Source organism: Stenotrophomonas sp. S39, assembly GCF_016624665.1.
Taxonomy (GTDB): Bacteria; Pseudomonadota; Gammaproteobacteria; order Xanthomonadales; family Xanthomonadaceae; genus Stenotrophomonas.
Genome location: NZ_JACVTT010000002.1, coordinates 1 through 16323 on the forward strand (window position 1 = coordinate 1; position 16323 = coordinate 16323).

Below are 16323 nucleotides of genomic sequence, written 5' to 3' on the forward strand. Positions count from 1 at the left end.
TTTCCCACCCCGGGCCCCCCCACGGGGGGCCACCCACCAACAGCCGCGTGAACCTGTCGGAGGCGGGGCGGTGTGGGCTGGCAGCAACCCAGAGCCGCTTTTGATGTTGACGTTGTTTGAAGCTGGTGCAGGGCTTCAAGCCCTGCCGAACCACCCGCCCCTTTTGCGCATGTAAACGATTCCAGTGCATTTCAGCGAATCATCATTCGGCAGACACGTCACTGCAATATTGCGCAGCAGCATGCGCAACCCCTCCAGCCATGCTAAAAATCGCCCCGCCATCGCTTAGATCGATCCAAGCGGATTCAGGGGATGGCCCGGCGTTGGGGACCGGAACAAGTACGTACCCGAGCACCAGCGCGCCGCACCAGGCAGCCGCGCGGCTCAAGCAAAATCGGCATCACACATTAGATCGATTCAAGTTCCGTGTCAGTCACCGGATCAATCCAGGAGAGAGGGAGAGATGGCTATCAAGCATTCAAATCGTACACACGGCCGCGACACGTTGTCGCTCGCCGTCGCGCTGGCACTGGCCGCAGCCGTCGCGCCCCTCGGCGCCGCTGCCCAGCAGGCCACCGCACAGCCGACCACCGGCAGCAGTGATGCCACCACCCTGGACAGCGTCCAGGTCACCGGCTACCGCTACGCCATCGAGAAGAGCCTGCAGCAGAAGCGCGACGCCAATGCCGTGGTTGAAGTGATCACCGCCGAAGACGTTGGCAAGTTCCCTGACAAGAACGTCGCCGATTCGCTGCAGCGCGTGCCAGGCGTGGTCATCACCCGCGACGGCGGCGAAGGCAAGAGCGTCAGCGTGCGTGGCCTCGACCCGGATCTCACCCTGACCCAGTTGAACGGCAACTACATCGCCACCTCCGAAACCAATGACGAGGCCAGCCGTTCGTTCAACTACACCCTGCTGCCGTCGAACATGCTGTCCAGCGCAGAGCTGTTCAAGTCGCCGGAAGCACGCATCGACGAAGGCGGCATCGGCGGCACGGTCATCCTGCACACCCGCCGCCCGCTGGAGATGGAATCCAACTCCGGCTACGTCACCCTGGAAGGCGTCTCGTCCGATACCCACCAGGACGTCGACCCGCAGGCGTCGGCGCTGTACTCCTGGCACAGCAAGGACGAGCGCTTCGGCGTGCTGGTCGGCGTGACCCAGCAGAAGCGCACCAGCCGCACCATGGAAGTGAGCACCGAGAACTACCAGTGGTACGGCACCGACGTCGACGCGCGTGATGTCAACGGCAACGCCCTCACCCAGGGCGGCATCAACTACTGGTGGGGCAACTCCGGCTTCAACGACCAGTTCGGCCACAACTACAGCGACTTCTTCATGCCCACCTCGGTGAACTTCGCCGTGAAGGAAGAGAAGCGCGAGCGCAAGGGCGGCCAGCTGACGTTCCAGTTCAAGCCGATCGACAACCTGACCCTGACCGCCAACTACTTCCGCTTCCAGCTGGACGGCGATTATTCGCAGAACATGCTGAAGGTTCCCGAATGGAACATGGCGCGCTACAACGGTGACGGCAACTGGGCCGGCGGGCGCCTGCTCAACGGCCTGACCTTCGATCCCAGCGGCACGGTGGTCACCGGTGCGCAGTTCGAGAAGCTGCCGGGCAAGGCCTACTACTGCAGCGAAGACGAAGCCGCCGCCGCCGGCCTGGCCCCGGGTGGCTGGGGACCGGACGACTGCACCATTCCGACCCCGCAGCTGACCGGTGGCTACAGCCGCGAAAAGGCGTTGTCGCAGACGGCCGACCTGACCATCGACTGGGACATCAGCCCGCTGTGGAAGGCCTCCTTCAGCGGTGGCCGCACCTGGTCCGAGGGTGGCCCGTCGATGAACTTCCGCATGTCGGCCAAGCCGCGCCGCCGCGTCAACGGCGTATGGGAGTCCGGCAACCAGTACACCGCATGGGACCTGACCGGCACGCCGACGCTGACCGTCTCGCCGAACCTGCAGGAGGTGCTGATGAATGGCATCGCCGAGGTCGACACCGGCTCGACCGATTCGTCGTGGATGCAGACCGAAGTCAAGCAGAACCACTTCCAGGCCGACGTCACCAAAATGTTCGAAAGCGGCTGGCTGGACTCGATCCAGTTCGGCGCCAAGTACCGTGACGGCAAGGTCCACCGCAACACCGGCAACACCTACTGGGTGTGCCAGGGCGCCGACCCGACCGACTACGACAGCCGCTACCAGGCGGGCTGCGACAACACGGCCGGCATCGCCCAGCCGGGCTTCTTCCTGTCCAACCCGATCAGCGGCATCGCCGGTGGCTTCAACGCGAACGTGTTCCCGGGCATCAACTTCCCGGCCTACATCGACCACCTGAACAATACCTACGGCCAGTCGTACAACCGCGTCGAGGACGACTTCGTCTACAACGTCAACGAGAAGATCTACTCGGGCTACTTCCAGGCCAACTTCCGTACCGAACGCCTGCGCGGCAACGTCGGCGTGCGCGTGGTGCGTACCGAGCAGTTCGCCCAGTCCAGCGATTCCATCGAACGCTTCAACGACTACTTCCTGGACAACGCCTCCGGCGCACCGATGTCCTGCGATGATCCGGCGGCAGCGGCCTACCCCACCTACGGCTGCGAAAGTGGTTTCGTGCGCCTGCCCGACAACCTGGCCCGCGAGAAGAGCTTCGAGCTGATCGGCTCGGACCGCACCTATACCGACGTACTGCCCAGCTTCAACATCGCCTGGGACATCACCGACAACCTGGTCCTGCGTGGCGCAGCGTCGAAGGTCGTGGCTCGCCCGAGCTACACCAGCATCGCCGCTCCAGGCAGCCTGAGCTACTACAGCCCGGAGTACGTCAATGACCGCCGCGTTGCGGGCGGTGCACCGACCGAGGGCTGGGCAGGCAGCGGCAGCAACAAGAATCTCGAAGCCTTCAAGGCCACCCAGTACGACCTCGGCGTGGAGTGGTACTTCATGCCGGGCGCGGTCGCCGGCGTCGGCCTGTTCCGCAAGGACATCAGCAACTTCACCGTGCCGATCGTGCGTGACGTGCAGATGGAAGTCGGCGGCGAGATGGTGACGGTGCAGAACTACAGCACCCAGGCCAACGGCCGTGACGCAGTGTCGCAGGGCGTGGAAGTGTACGGCCAGTACACCTTCGATTTCGGCCTGGGCGTGCAGGCCAACTACACCTACAACGACACCAACCTGGCCTCGATCGAGCTCAATGGCGAGAACCTCGGCGCATCGCCGCTGGTGGGCAGCGCCAAGAACCAGGCCAACCTGACGGTGTTCTACGAAACCGACCGGTTCCTGGCCCGTGCGTCGTACAACCGTCGTGGTGAGGTGGTCGGCGGCCTGGTCAATGGCATGACCCAGTACACCGAGCCGTATGACCAGCTGGACCTGAACGTGGCCTACAACTTCACCGAAGCGCTGACCTTCACCGCCTCGGTGCTCAACGCCACGAAGTCCGAGCAGCGCATCTACCTGGGCAACGACACCCAGTCCCGCCTGATCTCCAACCTGTACTCGGGCCGACAGATCTACTTCGGCGCCACCTACAAGTTCTAAGGTTCCGCACAACGGTCCTCCACGGCAGCCACGCTTTTACAGGTGGCTGCCGTTTTTCGTTGTGCTCGACCGCGCGCATCCCGTGTAGAGCCGAGCCCATGCTCGGCTGCTGTTGTTCTGCGCATAAAGCAGCCGAGCATGGGCTCGGCTCTACAGAAGAGCGGGTTACCGCGCGGCGTCCAGCGCCTTGCGCAATGCCGCCACCGTCGCGGTGCTGGTCTGGCTCCAATCCGGGTCAAGCCCGCGTAGCACTGGGTTCTGGAACTGCATGTCCGAGCGACGCAGGCCCTTGGCCGAGGCGTGCAGTTCGGTGCAGCCGGTCTGCCGGGCCACGGTAGCCACGTTGGACGGGACCAGGCCCGCGCCCGCCATCACACTGATGCGGCCCGCGGCCTGGTCCACCAGCGAGGCCAGCACCTTGCTGCCCGCCTCGGCGCTGACCTGCCCGCCCGACGTCAGCAGCCGCTGGCAACCCAGGCCGACCACCTGCTCCAGCGCCGCGGACAGATCACGGGTGGCATCGAACGCGCGGTGGAAAGTGACCTGCAGCGGCCCGGCGGCCTGCACCAGCTCAAGGCACAACGGCAGGTCGATATCGCCCTGCGCATCCAGTGCGCCGACCACCACGCCATCGCAGCCGAGCGCGCGGCACTGGGCGATGTCACGCAGCATCAGCTCGGTTTCCAGTGCGTCGTAATGGAAATCGCCGGCACGCGGGCGCACCAGCACGAACAGCGGAATGGTCAGCCGCTCGCGGGCCATGGCGATGCTGGCAAACGACGGCGTGGTGCCGCCCTCGGCCAGGTTGTCGAACAGTTCAATACGGTCTGCACCGCCGGCCTGCGCGGCAAGCGCCGAGGCCACCGAGTTGCTGGCGATTTCCAGCGTGCGACGCGCGCTCACGTCTGCACGCTCGTGTAGATCGACGGCGAATCGCGCAGGTCATCCTGGCGCTGCGCATCGCACACCGCGTAGACGAAGCCGCGATGCAGCGCGTACGCGCCCACCTCGCCCTGCTTGTTCATTGCCAGGAAGCAGACCTGCAGCGTTTTGCTTGCCTCAGGGCGCTTGCGCACCACCCGGTCGATCGCCTCGCGGCAGGCCTGCGCAGGCGTGCGCCCCTGGCGCATCAGCTCGACCACCAGGAACGAGGCGGCATTGCGGATCATCTCTTCACCCACGCCCGAGGCCGTGGCTGCGCCCACCTCGTTGTCCACGTACAGGCCGGCACCGATGATCGGGCTGTCGCCGACCCGGCCGTGCAGCTTCCACGCCATGCCGCTGGTGGTGCAGGCACCGGCGAGGTTGCCCCTGGCGTCCAGCGCCAGCATGCCGATGGTGTCGTGGTTGTCGCTGTTGCCAGGGAGGCCGCGGCGTTCGGCGTTGATCTGCGGCTGGTACTTCTCGGTCTTCAGCCACTCGCGCCAGGCCGCCTCCGCCTGCGGGGTGAGCAGGTTCTGGCGCTCGAAACCCTGCTGCACCGCGAACTGCTGCGCGCCCTCGCCCACCAGCAGCACGTGCGGGCTGTTCTCCATCACTTTGCGGGCCACCGACACCGGGTGCAGGATATCCACCAACGCGGCAACCGCACCGCAGCGGCCGTCACCGTCCATGATGCTGGCATCCAGGCTCAGCACGCCGTCGCGATCCGGGTTGCCGCAATGGCCGACGGTGGGGTTGCACAGCTCGCTCTCGGCCCAGCGTGCGCCGGCTTCCACCGCATCCAGCGCGCTGCCGCCGCTGCCCAGCACTTTCCACGCCGCCTGGTTGGCGGGGACGCCGAAATCCCAGGTTGAAACGACCTTCGCTCCGCCCTGCGTGCGTGCCTGTACGCCCGGCATTGCCGCCATGCCTGCGGCCAGTGCTCCGGCCTGCAGGAACTGCCTGCGATCCACCATGTTCGCCTCCGTCGTCCGATCCGCCGCCGGCAGGCTGCCAGCCGCCTTCTTGGTTGCTATGCCGGCCTGCGCGCCGCGTGCCAGACGGCTGCGCCCAGCACGCCCAGCTGGCCGTGCTCGACGCGCCACACCGGCACCTGCCGCAGCACGTCGGTCAATACACCCTTGTTGAGGAAGCGCTCGCGGAAGCGGCCATCGGCAAGGAAATCCTGCACGTGGGCAGAGATGCCACCGGCCAGGTACACCGAGCGCGCACCCACGGCGATGGCCGCATCACCGGCCAGGCTGCCCAGCCACGCGCAGAAGACCTGCAGGGTTTCCACCGCCAGTGCATCCTCGCCGCTGCGGGCCGCACCGATCAGGGCCTCGGTGCTGGTCCACTGCGGCGTCACGCCCCGCAGCTCGCACAGGCACGGGTAAAGGTTCATCAGGCCACTGCCGGACAGCACGCGCTCGTTGTCCACATGCGGCCAGCGCTGCAGCAGCTTGCCCAGCACCTGCAGTTCCAGCGCATTGCCGGCGCCCAGTGCGGCGTGGCCGATCTCGCTGGCCAGCACCGGGCGCTCGCCATCGGCAAAGCGCAGCGCAGCGCCCAGGCCAGTGCCTGCGCCCAGCACCAGCGCGGGGAACGCCTGCGCCGGGTCGGCATCACCGTTCAACGGCACCAGCGTGTCGGCCTGCAGGTAGGGAATGGCCAGCGCCACTGCCTCGAAATCGTTGATCAGCTGCAGTTCCTGCAGGCCGGACTGCACCCGCGTGGTGGACAGCGAGACCGTCCACGGCAGGTTCGCGTTGATCAGCACATCGCCATCGAGCAGCCCGGCGATGGCCACCACGGCCGTACCGACCGGCTGCGCCAGGCTGGCGGTGAAATCGGCCAGGATCGCGGCCAGGCTCGGATGATCGGCACAGGCGTAGGTGCGGTAGCTGCCAAGCCGCGGGGTCTGCCCCGGCATGGTCTCGGCCAGCGCCAGGCGGGCAAAGGTGCCGCCGACATCGGCCACCACCAGGCTGCGCGAGTCACCACCGCGGATGGCACTGCTGCCAGCGGTGTTGCTGGCCAGATCGGGAATAAGCGGGGACGCTGCTGCAACGTTCACACTGGCCTGCTTGAATCGATTGAATCGTGTCGATTCTCAGGCATTGACCGCGCTTTGCCAACGCTGTGGGACCGGGTGCAGTCGATCCTGCACCCGGCCCGAGCCCCATCAGGGCTGCGCCGCCTGCAGGCTGTAACGGGTGGTGGCGGTGAACACCGCACCGTCAGGCTGGGTCGAGCGTACCTCCACCTTATGGCTGCCCACCTCGAGGTTGGTCGGCAGGGCACCACGCCACAGGTGCGGCGATGCGGTGGCCTCCGGCGAACGATCATAGCCCCGCAGCGCATCGGCCGTGTCATCGGCCACGTTCTCGACCAGCAGGCGCGGATCCGGCTGGCTGACCTGCTTCATCGGCTGCCATGCGCCGCCGTCGACACGGAATTCGACCACGCTGGTGTCCTCGCCCATGTAGACGTTGGCGTACACGCCCCACGCCGGGTAGGCGCCCTGGCGCAGCACTTTCGGCGCATGCAGGCCGATCTGGTCGCTGGCCGGGGCACCGGCCACGCGGTACTGCAGGCGGTAGCTGCCGTTGCCGGCCACGTCCAGCAGCGCGTAGCCCTTCGGCGTGCCATCGCTCATGGTGCTGTCCGGCACGCCCGCCGCGTTCTTCACGCCCGACCAGAACGCGCCGCAGTTGGCACCGACGTTGTACTCGTGCAGCGGCTTCTCACCCTGCCAGCCATCGGCCTTGCCGTGGTAGACGTGCTGCTGGGTGTGGCTGTGGCCGCTCAGCACCAGCACGTTGCGGAAATCCTTCAGCAGGTCGAACAGGCGCTGGCGATCGGCGTGGCGGAACGTCTCGCGACCGGGTGCGGCATCGAACAACGGGATGTGCATGCCCAGCACCAGCAGGCGGTCCTTGTGCAGGCCCTTCAGGTAGCTGGCGAGAAAGGCGAACTGGTCTTCGCGCAGGCCACCGACGTACTTCGGCTTGGCGTTGGGGTCGTACACCACGTCATCCAGGAACACGAAGCTGGCGCCGCCCTCCTCCACCGCATAGGTGTCCGGGCCGTAGATGTTGCGCCAGCTGTCCAGCGAGTGGTCGTCGTTGGCGGCGTCGAAATCCAGGTCATGGTTGCCCGGCACATGGAACCACGGCACGCCCAGCTGGGTGGTGACCTTGTTGATGGCCGGGTACAGGGCCAGATCGTCGTTGACGATGTCGCCCAGGGTGGTGCCCAGGCGCGCCTTGGTCTGGCCCACCAGCGGTGCCACGATGGACTGCTGGTAGTAACCGATGTCCTTCAGGGTGGCCGTCTGCGAATCGGTGAACACCAGCATCTGGAAGCCGCGGCGGCTGTCATGGCGGTCGGACTGCAGGGCGAAATCCCAGCCGCGGTCCGCTGCCCCGGTGGCGGCGATGCCACCGTACTTCAGCGCCGGCGATCCATCCGGACGGTAGTGGCGCCAGAACGTGGGCAGGCCATCGGCGGCCTTCGGGAACGAGTACGCATCCGGCTTGATCACGAACACGGTCTGCCCGTCGCGCACCGGCAGGCTGTAGCTGCCATCGGCGGCGGTCTTGACGATGGTTTCGCCATTGGAGACCTGCACCCCGGCCAGGCCCGGGTCGGTCGCGCCGCGGCCGGGCTTGCCGTCGCGTTCAAGATAGACCTTGCCGCTGACCACCGTGTCGGCGGCCCAGGCCGGCGAAGTCAGCAACAGGCAGCACAGCCAGGCGGCGGGCAGTTTCATGGGGGCGGTCCGGGAAAGAAAGACCGCCCATTGTAGATTCCGTTGATGACATCGCGCACGCGGTGTCGCCCGGTTGGTGGGGGCCCGGGGGGCCCCCCCCCCCCCCCCCCCACGCCCCCCCTCAACGATGGCGCATTTCCAGTACCGCCCGCGCATCATCCAGCGACAGCCCCCGCGCGCGCAGCAGCACCAGCAGGTGGTACAGCAGGTCGGCCGACTCGCCCAGCAGGGCCTCGTCATCCTGGGCGACGGCAGCCAGCGCGGTTTCCACGCCCTCCTCGCCCACCTTCTGCGCGATCCGGCGGATACCACCTTCGAACAACGACGTGGTGTAGCTGCCTTGCGGGCGCTGTGCTTCGCGCACTGCCACCAGCTGGCCCAGGCCGCCCAGGAAGTCCTTCGGCGCGCCATCGAAGCAGCTTTCGGCACCGGTGTGGCAGGTCGGGCCAGCCGGGCGGGCCAGCACCAGCACGGTGTCGGCATCGCAGTCCACGCTGATCGACTGCACCGCCAGCACGTGGCCGGACTGCTCGCCCTTGGTCCACAGGCGCTGCTTGCTGCGGCTGTAGAAGGTCATGTGCCCGGTCACCTGGGTGATGTGCAGCGACTCGGCGTTGACATAGCCCAGCATCAGCACCTGCAGGGTGTCGGCATCCTGCACCACGGCTGGCAGCAGGCCATCGCCCTTGGCCCAGTCCAGCGATTCCAGCGCCTGCGGCGATGGGCGTACTTCAATAGACATCTCGAACCTCGATCTGCTGGTCGCGCAGGTAGCGCTTCAAATCCGCAATGGCAATGGCACCGCTGTGGAACACGCTGGCGGCCAGCGCACCGTCCACGTCGGCCTGGTCGAAGGCCTGCGCGAAGTGCTCCATCGCACCGGCACCGCCGGAGGCGATGAGCGGGACGTTGCACACGGCCCGCGCTTGGCGCAGCTGTTCAACATCGTAGCCACGGCGCACGCCATCGCTGTCCATGCAGTTCAGTACGATCTCGCCGGCGCCGCGGCGCTGCGCCTCGGCAATCCAGTCCAGGGTGCGCAGCGGCACGGCCTGGGTCTTGCTCGGGTCACCGGTGAAGCGGCGCACGCGCCACTGGCCATCGGCCTCGCGCACCGAGTCGACGCCGACCACCACGCACTGCACGCCGAATTCACCGGCCAGCTCGCTGATCAGCTCGGGGCGCCCCAGTGCGGGCGAATTGATCGATACCTTGTCCGCACCGGCGAACAGCACCCGGCGCGCGGTTTCAACGCTGTCGATGCCGCCGGCCACGCAGAACGGGATGTCGATCAGGCGCGCGATGCGCTCGATCCAGGCCACGTCCACCGAGCGTGCCTCTGGGCTGGCGCCGATGTCATAGAACACCAGCTCGTCGGCCCCCTGGTCGCGGTAGCGCTGGGCCAGCTCGACGATGTCGCCCATGTCGACGTGGTCGCGGAACCGCACGCCCTTGACCACGCGGCCATCGCGCACGTCCAGGCAGGGAATGATGCGACGGCTCAACATGCCAGTGCCTCGCCCAGGTCCATGCGCTGTTCCAGCAGCGCCTTGCCGAGGATGGCACCGCCGCAGCCGGCGGCCCGTGCTTCGGCCACGTCGGCCACATCGCGGATGCCACCGGAGGCCTGCACCGCCACGCCCGGCAGCAGCGCCGAGAGGTGCGCGTAGAGGCTGATGTTGGGGCCGGCCAGCATGCCGTCGCGGGCGATGTCGGTACACAGCAGGTGGCGCATGCCAGCACGCGCGTAGCGCTGGGCCAGGTCATCGAGGGTCACCCCGGCGTTCTCGGTCCAGCCGTGTACCGGCAACTGCCACTGGCCCTGCGCGTCCTGGCGGGCATCCAGGGCAACGGTGATGCGTTCGGCGCCGAACTCGTCCAGCCAGCCCAGCACTTCATCGGGGCGACGCACGGCCAGCGAGCCGACCACCACGCGGTTGGCGCCGGCATCGAGAATGCGTGCCACGTCGTCACGGCCACGCACGCCGCCACCGGTCTGCACCTGCAGGGGCGTGTGCTGGCGGATCGCCGCCAGCAGCGGCGCCAGGGTGTAGCCACCGGCACGCGCAGCGTCCAGGTCGACCAGGTGCATCCACTGCGCGCCCTGCGCGGCAAAGGCCTGCGCACGCGGCAGCGGGTCGTCGCCGTAGGAGGTTTCCTGCGCGTAGTCGCCCTGGCGCAGCCGCACCACGCGGCTTTCGCGGATATCCAGTGCGGGGTAGACGGTGAAACTCATGCAGCAGTGCCCTCGAGGAAATTGCGCAGCATCAGCGAACCGGTATCGCCGGAACGCTCGGGGTGGAACTGGGCGCCGAAGTAGCGGCCCTGCTCGATCACGGCAGTGAACAGGCCACCATGGTCACAGGCGGCCACGGTATGGGCGTTCAGCGGCGCGGCGTAGCTGTGCACGAAATAGGCACTGGATCGGTCCGGCACGCCCCGCAGCAGCAGCGAGGGGCGCAGCGCCAGCAGCCGGTTCCAGCCCATGTGCGGCACGCGGATGCCACAGGCCGGCACCAGCTTGCGGACCACGCCGGGAATCAACCCCAGGGTGTCCACGCCGGCTTCCTCTGAACGTTCAAACAGCAGCTGCATGCCCAGGCAGATACCCATCAGCGGCACCTCCAGGCGGCGCAGCGGCTCGACCAGTCCCTGTGCATGCAGGCGCTGCATGCCCGGTGCGGCCGCACCGACGCCGGGCAGGATCACCCGCTGTGCGCCGGCCAAGCCATCGGCATCGCGCACCAGGCGCACGCTCGCGCCCAGCCGCTCGAGTGCGTAACGCACCGAACCGAGGTTGGCACCGCCGGCATCGATCAGAGCGACTTCAGTCACAGCGCCCCCTTGGTGGTCGGCAGCGCGGTGCCCTGCCGGGCCAGGGCCGGGCGCAGTGCGCGCGCCAGCGCCTTGAAGCAGGCTTCCACCTTGTGGTGATCGTTGTCCCCACGCACCTGCAGGTTGAGATTCAGCCCGCTTGCGTCGCACAGCGAACGGAAGAAGTGCGGCACCAGCTCGGTCGGCATGTCGCCCACCCGCTCGCGCTTGAACTCGCCTTCGAACACGAAGTACGGCCGGCCGCTGAAATCCAGCGCGGCGCTGGCCAGCGTCTCGTCCATCGGCAGGGTGAAGCCGTAGCGGCCGATGCCACGCTTGTCACCGAGCGCCTCGCGCAGCGCCTGGCCCAGCGCCAACCCGGTGTCTTCAATGGTGTGGTGCTCATCGATGTGCAGATCGCCTTCGGCATGGATGTCCAGGGCGAAGCCGCCGTGCTTGCCGATCTGTTCCAGCATGTGGTCGAAGAACGGCAGGCCGGTGGAGATGTGGGCATCGCCAGCACGATCCAGGTCCAGTTCGACGCGGATCTTCGTTTCCTTCGTGTTGCGCTGGACCACGGCGGTACGCGGTGCGTCGGCCAGCGCATGGGCGATGCCCGCCCAGTCCCACTCGCCGCCGAACTGCTCGGTGCGCAGCTGGAAGCCGCGGATGTTGAGGTTGTCGGCGAACTGCAGGTCGGTGATGCGGTCGCCGACCATGCCCGAACGCGCCCAGTCGATGCTGCGGTCCTGCAGGTAGGCGGTCATCAGGCCGATGCCCGGCTTGCGGGTGGGCGCGTTGTCCTGCGGCCAGCTGCAGTCCACCAGCACGTCACGGAAGCGGATGCCCTGGCTTTCGAAGATCTGCAGCATCAGGTCATTGGGGCCGTCGAAACTGGCGCGCGGATAGCTTTCGCTGCCCAGGCCGTCCTGGTTGGTGACGATCACGAACTGGTAACCGGCGTCGCGCAGCTTCAGCAGCGCCGGGATCACGTGCGGCACGAAGCGCAGCTTCTCGTAGGCGTCGATCTGGAAGTCGGCCGGCTCTTCGATGAGGGTACCGTCGCGGTCGATGAACAGGATGGGGGTCATGCAGCAGCCCTCCGGGCCGACAGGGCCGCGAGCACGCGGTCGTTCTCTTCGGGGCTGCCGATGCTGATGCGCAGCGCATCGCCCAGCTGAGGCGCGGCGCGCTGGTCACGCACCACCACTCCGGCAGCCAGCAGCGCATCGAAGGCGGCCTGCGCATCGGCGAAGCGGACCAGCAGGTAGTTGCCGGACGAGCGGTACACGCGGCGCACGCCGGGCAGACCCGGCAGGGCGGCGGACAGGCGCTCGCGCTCGGCGATGACCGTGGCCACGCGTTCGGCGGTACGCACAAGGGCAGCCGGTTGCAGCGCCTGCACGGCCACCTCGGCGCACGGCGTCGGCACCGGGTACGGCGCCTGGCAACGGCGCAGCACGGCAATCAGCTCCGGCGCGGCAATGAGGGTACCGATGCGCGCCGCTGCCAGTGCGTGCGCCTTGGACAGGGTGCGCAGCACCGCCAGGTTGGCATGCACGTCCAGCAGCGTGGTCGCCGAGGCACGCTGCGCATACTCGACATAGGCCTCGTCAACCACCACCAGGGCCTGCCCACGGAGTGCAGTCGCCACGCGTTCGATCTCGGCCAGGCTGATATCGCTGCCCGCCGGGTTGGAGGGCGCGCACAGGAAGACCAGCCTCGCACTATGCTCCCGTGCCGTGCGGATGACCGCGTCGAGATCGGCGCACAGGCCGTCCTCGCCATCGACCAGCGGCACGTCGATCAACGGCGCACCCTGCAGGCGCGCGCAGACGGCATACATGCCGAACACCGGCGAGGTCACCAGCACGCCATCGCGACCCGGCACGCACAGGGCGCGCACCAGCAGATCGATGGCCTCGTCGCTGCCACGGCCGACCAGCAACTGCTGCGGCTGCACGCCATACAGCGCCGCCAGGCCTTCGCGCAGCGCCAGCGGCTGCGGCTCGGGGTAGCGCCGGCTGCTGCCGGCAGCATCAGCCGGGTTGGCCCAGGCCGATTCATTGGCGTTCAACCAGACCTCGCCCTGCACGGCGGCGCTGCGTGCCGAACTGTAGCCGGCAAACGCCTGCAGGTCCTGGCGCACCAGCGCCAGCACGTCATCGATGCCGGCGCTCATGCCGCGGCCTCCATGCGCAGGGCCACCGCACGTTCATGTGCGTCGAGGCCTTCGGCGCTGGCGATGATGCGCGCGCAACCACCGATCGCGGCCAGGCCAGCGGCGCTGGCGCTCTGCACGCTGATCAGGTTCTGGAAGCTGGCGACGCTGACGCCGCTGTAGGCGCGTGCGGCACCGGCAGTGGGCAGCACGTGGTTGGTGCCGCTGCAGTAGTCGCCCAGTGCCTCGGGGGTGTAATCGCCAAGGAACACCGAGCCAGCGGCCTGCACCTGGCCCAGCCAGTCGCGCGGCTCGCGCAGGGCCAGGATCAGGTGCTCGGGGGCGTAGCGGTTGCTGATCGCGAAGGCATCTGCCAGCGCATCCACCTGGATCAGCCGCGAGGCCGACAAGGCTTGGCGTGCGATGTCCTGGCGCGGCAGCAGCGCGACCTGGCGCTCCACTTCGGCCTCGACCGCAGCGACCATCGCGACATCGTCGGTCAGCAGCAGCACCTGCGAATCCGGGCCGTGCTCGGCCTGTGACAGCAGGTCAGCCGCTACGAACGCCGGGTTGGCACCGGCATCGGCGATGACCAGCACCTCCGAAGGACCGGCCGGCATGTCGATGGCGGCGGCGCCGTCCTGTGCGACCTGCTGCTTGGCTTCGGTGACGAAGCTGTTGCCCGGCCCGAACAGCTTGTCGCAGGCCGGGATGCTGGCCGTACCGTAGGCCATCGCAGCGATGGCCTGGGCACCGCCCAGCTTGAACACGCGCTGCACGCCGGTCAGGCGCGCAGCCACCAGCACCGCCGGATCGGCCGTGCCATCGGTGCGCGGCGGCGTGCACAGCACCACCTGCGGGCAGCCGGCCAGTTGCGCCGGCACGCCCAGCATCAGCGCGGTGGACGGCAGCGGCGCACTGCCGGCCGGCACGTACAGACCGACGCGGCCGATCGGCCGCAGCATGCGTTCGCAGACGACGCCGGGCGCGGTTTCCACCGAGTAGCCCTTGCCCATGCCCGCTTCGTGGAAGCGCGTGATGCGCTCGGCGGCTTCGACCATGGCCTGGCGCAGCTCGGCCGGAACGGCGGCCTCGGCGGCGGCAAATTCGGCATCGCTGACTTCAAACGATGTCAGTTCGACCCGATCAAAACGGGCGGTGATGGCGCGCAGCGCCTCGTCCCCCTGCGCGCGCACCTGTGCGATCAGCGCAGCCACGGCATCGCGGGTCTGCTGTGCCACGGTCTGCACCGGGCGGGTCAGCGCCGCGCTGCGCGCGGCTTCATCAAGTTGCGACCAGATCAGACGATTCATGCCAGCGACCGCTCCACGCTCAATACCATCAGGCCCTGTGCGCCGGCGCGCTCCAGTTCTTCCATGCGCTGCCAGGTCAGCGGACCCGGGCACATGGTCTGCAGGCGCAGTGCACCGCCATCTGCAGGCAAACGCACCAACGGTTCGGCATCGGCCAGCAGCTGCGCCAACGCATCCACGCGGTCTTCGCTGGCACGGAACATCAGCAGCTTGCGGTCCTGCTTCTGCACCACGCCGTCCAGGCGCCGCAGCAGCATGCTGCGCAGCCCGGCACGTGCGTCGTCGGGCACGCGCACCGCACCGGCCAGCACGGCTTCACTGTCCAGCAGGTTGTGCACCGGGGTGAGCTGGTTGGCACGCAGGGTGGCGCCGCTGGACACGAGGTCGCAGATCAGCTCGGCGGTGCCCAGGCGCGGGGCGATTTCCACCGAACCGGAGAGCTCGACCACCTGTGCGTCCACGCCCTGATCGGCCAGCCACTGCTTGAGGATGGCCGGATAGCTGGTGGCGATGCGGGTGCCGGCCAGCTGCGCCGGGCCTTCCCACTGCCATTCCTCGGGCACGGCCAGCATCAGCCGGCACTGGCCGAAGCCGAGCCCGCGCAGGGCCTGGTAGGCGTCGGGCAGGCCGATCTGGCGGCGCGCGGCGGCCTGTTCGTCCAGTTCGTTGCGGCCGACGATGCCAAGGTCGCAGACGCCATCGGCGATCAGGCCGGGGATGTCGTCGTCGCGCACCAGCAGCAGGTCCACCGGCAGCGATTCGCCGTAGCAGAACAGCTTGTCGCGGCTTTCGCGCCAGCTCAGGCCGCAGGCGCTGAGCAGGTTGCGGGCGGGTTCGGCCAGACGGCCACTCTTCTGGATGGCGATACGCAGCCGGTCTCGCGCCGGCGCTGCCTGGGTTGCACTCATGGGGGAGGTCTCGAAGTTCGGTACGGGGCGCGGGTCAGCGCGAAGCAAGGCGGTCGATGGCAGCGGCATAGCCTCGATGGCCATGCTCAAGCGTGCGTGCGACCCGTCCGGTGGTGGTCACGCTGACGCCGGTGCGTTCGTGGATCTCGCGGTAAGGCACGCCCTGCTGCAGCAGCGGCACCACTTTCCAGCGGTCGGCCATGGCTTCCAGCTCGGCCGGGGTGCAGAGGTCACGCAGGAAGGCCTCGACCTGGGCCGGTTCGCGCAGGGCAGCGAAGGCCTGGGCCAAGGCTTCCAGGTCGGCCTGCGGGTCTTTGGCGGTGATGTCGGGGCGGGCTTTCACGGGCGGATTTCTTGCATCAATGTAATAGCGTGTTAGTACATTAGCGCATTCTTGCGCAGTGCGTCAAATCGAGGGATCCCTCTACCCACGGTAGTGCCGGCCGCTGGCCGGCAGCCTCAAAGGCAAAAGCTGGGCTACTGAGGGTTAGCGGGCCGGATCCGGCTTTTGTAGAGTCGAGCCATGCTCGACTGCCTTCCCGGAAACGAAAACGCCCACCGGGTGGTGGGCGTTCTACGTTGAAATCACGCCGCTGGCGGCACTCAGGGCTGGCAGCGGACCTCCGCCTGCAGCGCGCCGCGCCGCAGGCACTCCCCGAACAGGCTGCCCTGCCGGCTCGGCAGGGGCTGGATGTTCTCCAATGCCCCTGCGCCTGCAGGACACGCCCCCGAGGCCAGGGCCTGCAAATCCGCCTCAAGCTGCGCGCGGTCGATCACATGGCAACGATCGACCTGCAACCGGTACTGCGCCTTCCCGATCCGGGCGCTGTGCAGCGCGGGATCACTCTGGCAACCCGCCAGCAGGAGCACGCTCAGCGCCC

The 16323-nt window shown here is 67.9% G+C and carries 15 protein-coding genes; 1 reads left to right on the forward strand and 14 read right to left on the reverse strand.

Annotated elements, in window-relative coordinates; translation table 11 throughout:
• The first annotated feature begins 463 nt into the window (after window positions 1-463).
• On the forward strand, window positions 464-3550 hold the full coding sequence (locus tag IAE41_RS01420) for a TonB-dependent receptor (RefSeq protein WP_200731756.1): 3087 nt from the start codon (window positions 464-466) through the stop codon (window positions 3548-3550).
• A 165-nt stretch (window positions 3551-3715) separates the two neighbouring features.
• Here the strand turns inward: IAE41_RS01420 and IAE41_RS01425 are convergent, their stop codons facing one another.
• From IAE41_RS01425 to IAE41_RS01490, 14 genes are all read right to left on the reverse strand, one after another.
• Window positions 3716-4453, reverse strand: coding sequence for a copper homeostasis protein CutC (locus IAE41_RS01425; protein ID WP_200731757.1), 738 nt, complete (start codon window positions 4451-4453; stop codon window positions 3716-3718).
• Window positions 4450-5448, reverse strand: coding sequence for a N(4)-(beta-N-acetylglucosaminyl)-L-asparaginase (locus IAE41_RS01430; protein WP_200731758.1), 999 nt, complete (start codon window positions 5446-5448; stop codon window positions 4450-4452). The genes IAE41_RS01425 and IAE41_RS01430 overlap by 4 nt, the downstream gene beginning before the upstream one ends.
• Before the next feature lie 56 nt (window positions 5449-5504).
• The gene (locus IAE41_RS01435) at window positions 5505-6521 is read right to left on the reverse strand and encodes a glucokinase (protein WP_200731895.1); all 1017 of its coding nucleotides are present in this window, start codon (window positions 6519-6521) and stop codon (window positions 5505-5507) included.
• 135 nt (window positions 6522-6656) lie between these two features.
• Complete coding sequence (locus IAE41_RS01440) at window positions 6657-8246, reverse strand: calcineurin-like phosphoesterase family protein (RefSeq protein WP_200731759.1); 1590 nt, start codon at window positions 8244-8246, stop codon at window positions 6657-6659.
• Between the two features lie 121 nt (window positions 8247-8367).
• Complete coding sequence (gene hisIE, locus IAE41_RS01445; protein ID WP_079221709.1) at window positions 8368-8988, reverse strand: bifunctional phosphoribosyl-AMP cyclohydrolase/phosphoribosyl-ATP diphosphatase HisIE; 621 nt, start codon at window positions 8986-8988, stop codon at window positions 8368-8370.
• Window positions 8978-9754 (reverse strand): imidazole glycerol phosphate synthase subunit HisF, encoded by a 777-nt coding sequence (gene hisF, locus IAE41_RS01450; RefSeq protein ID WP_200731760.1) that lies wholly within the window; start codon window positions 9752-9754, stop codon window positions 8978-8980. The genes hisIE and hisF overlap by 11 nt, the downstream gene beginning before the upstream one ends.
• Window positions 9748-10482 carry a 1-(5-phosphoribosyl)-5-[(5-phosphoribosylamino)methylideneamino]imidazole-4-carboxamide isomerase gene (gene hisA / locus IAE41_RS01455; RefSeq protein ID WP_200731761.1) on the reverse strand — a complete coding sequence of 245 codons (735 nt, stop codon included), beginning with the start codon at window positions 10480-10482 and terminating at the stop codon, window positions 9748-9750. Before hisA ends, hisF begins: the two co-directional genes overlap by 7 nt.
• Window positions 10479-11081 carry an imidazole glycerol phosphate synthase subunit HisH gene (gene hisH, locus IAE41_RS01460; RefSeq protein ID WP_200731762.1) on the reverse strand — a complete coding sequence of 201 codons (603 nt, stop codon included), beginning with the start codon at window positions 11079-11081 and terminating at the stop codon, window positions 10479-10481. Before hisH ends, hisA begins: the two co-directional genes overlap by 4 nt.
• Window positions 11078-12151, reverse strand: a complete 1074-nt coding sequence (gene hisB / locus IAE41_RS01465) for a bifunctional histidinol-phosphatase/imidazoleglycerol-phosphate dehydratase HisB (RefSeq protein WP_200731763.1) — start codon at window positions 12149-12151, stop codon at window positions 11078-11080. The genes hisH and hisB overlap by 4 nt, the downstream gene beginning before the upstream one ends.
• Window positions 12148-13242, reverse strand: a complete 1095-nt coding sequence (hisC, locus tag IAE41_RS01470) for a histidinol-phosphate transaminase (RefSeq protein ID WP_200731764.1) — start codon at window positions 13240-13242, stop codon at window positions 12148-12150. The genes hisB and hisC overlap by 4 nt, the downstream gene beginning before the upstream one ends.
• The gene (gene hisD, locus IAE41_RS01475) at window positions 13239-14534 is read right to left on the reverse strand and encodes a histidinol dehydrogenase (protein ID WP_200731765.1); all 1296 of its coding nucleotides are present in this window, start codon (window positions 14532-14534) and stop codon (window positions 13239-13241) included. Before hisD ends, hisC begins: the two co-directional genes overlap by 4 nt.
• Window positions 14531-15442 (reverse strand): ATP phosphoribosyltransferase, encoded by a 912-nt coding sequence (gene hisG, locus IAE41_RS01480; RefSeq protein WP_200731766.1) that lies wholly within the window; start codon window positions 15440-15442, stop codon window positions 14531-14533. The genes hisD and hisG overlap by 4 nt, the downstream gene beginning before the upstream one ends.
• Window positions 15443-15476: 34 nt before the next feature.
• Window positions 15477-15785, reverse strand: a complete 309-nt coding sequence (locus IAE41_RS01485) for a YerC/YecD family TrpR-related protein (protein WP_079221701.1) — start codon at window positions 15783-15785, stop codon at window positions 15477-15479.
• Window positions 15786-16045: 260 nt separating this feature from the next.
• Complete coding sequence (locus tag IAE41_RS01490; protein ID WP_325166968.1) at window positions 16046-16312, reverse strand: hypothetical protein; 267 nt, start codon at window positions 16310-16312, stop codon at window positions 16046-16048.
• Window positions 16313-16323 lie beyond the last annotated feature (11 nt).

Bases quoted from the DNA above. Each gene is read 5' to 3' on its own strand.
- hisG (WP_200731766.1), bottom strand. From the start codon at position 15,442: ATGAGTGCAACCCAGGCAGCGCCGGCGCGAGACCGGCTGCGTATCGCC.
- hisD (WP_200731765.1), bottom strand. From the start codon at position 14,534: ATGAATCGTCTGATCTGGTCGCAACTTGATGAAGCCGCGCGCAGCGCG.
- hisB (WP_200731763.1), bottom strand. From the start codon at position 12,151: ATGACCCCCATCCTGTTCATCGACCGCGACGGTACCCTCATCGAAGAG.
- IAE41_RS01430 (WP_200731758.1), bottom strand. From the start codon at position 5,448: ATGGTGGATCGCAGGCAGTTCCTGCAGGCCGGAGCACTGGCCGCAGGC.
- IAE41_RS01420 (WP_200731756.1), top strand. From the start codon at position 464: ATGGCTATCAAGCATTCAAATCGTACACACGGCCGCGACACGTTGTCG.
- hisIE (WP_079221709.1), bottom strand. From the start codon at position 8,988: ATGTCTATTGAAGTACGCCCATCGCCGCAGGCGCTGGAATCGCTGGAC.
- hisC (WP_200731764.1), bottom strand. From the start codon at position 13,242: ATGAGCGCCGGCATCGATGACGTGCTGGCGCTGGTGCGCCAGGACCTG.
- hisA (WP_200731761.1), bottom strand. From the start codon at position 10,482: ATGAGTTTCACCGTCTACCCCGCACTGGATATCCGCGAAAGCCGCGTG.
- IAE41_RS01440 (WP_200731759.1), bottom strand. From the start codon at position 8,246: ATGAAACTGCCCGCCGCCTGGCTGTGCTGCCTGTTGCTGACTTCGCCG.
- hisF (WP_200731760.1), bottom strand. From the start codon at position 9,754: ATGTTGAGCCGTCGCATCATTCCCTGCCTGGACGTGCGCGATGGCCGC.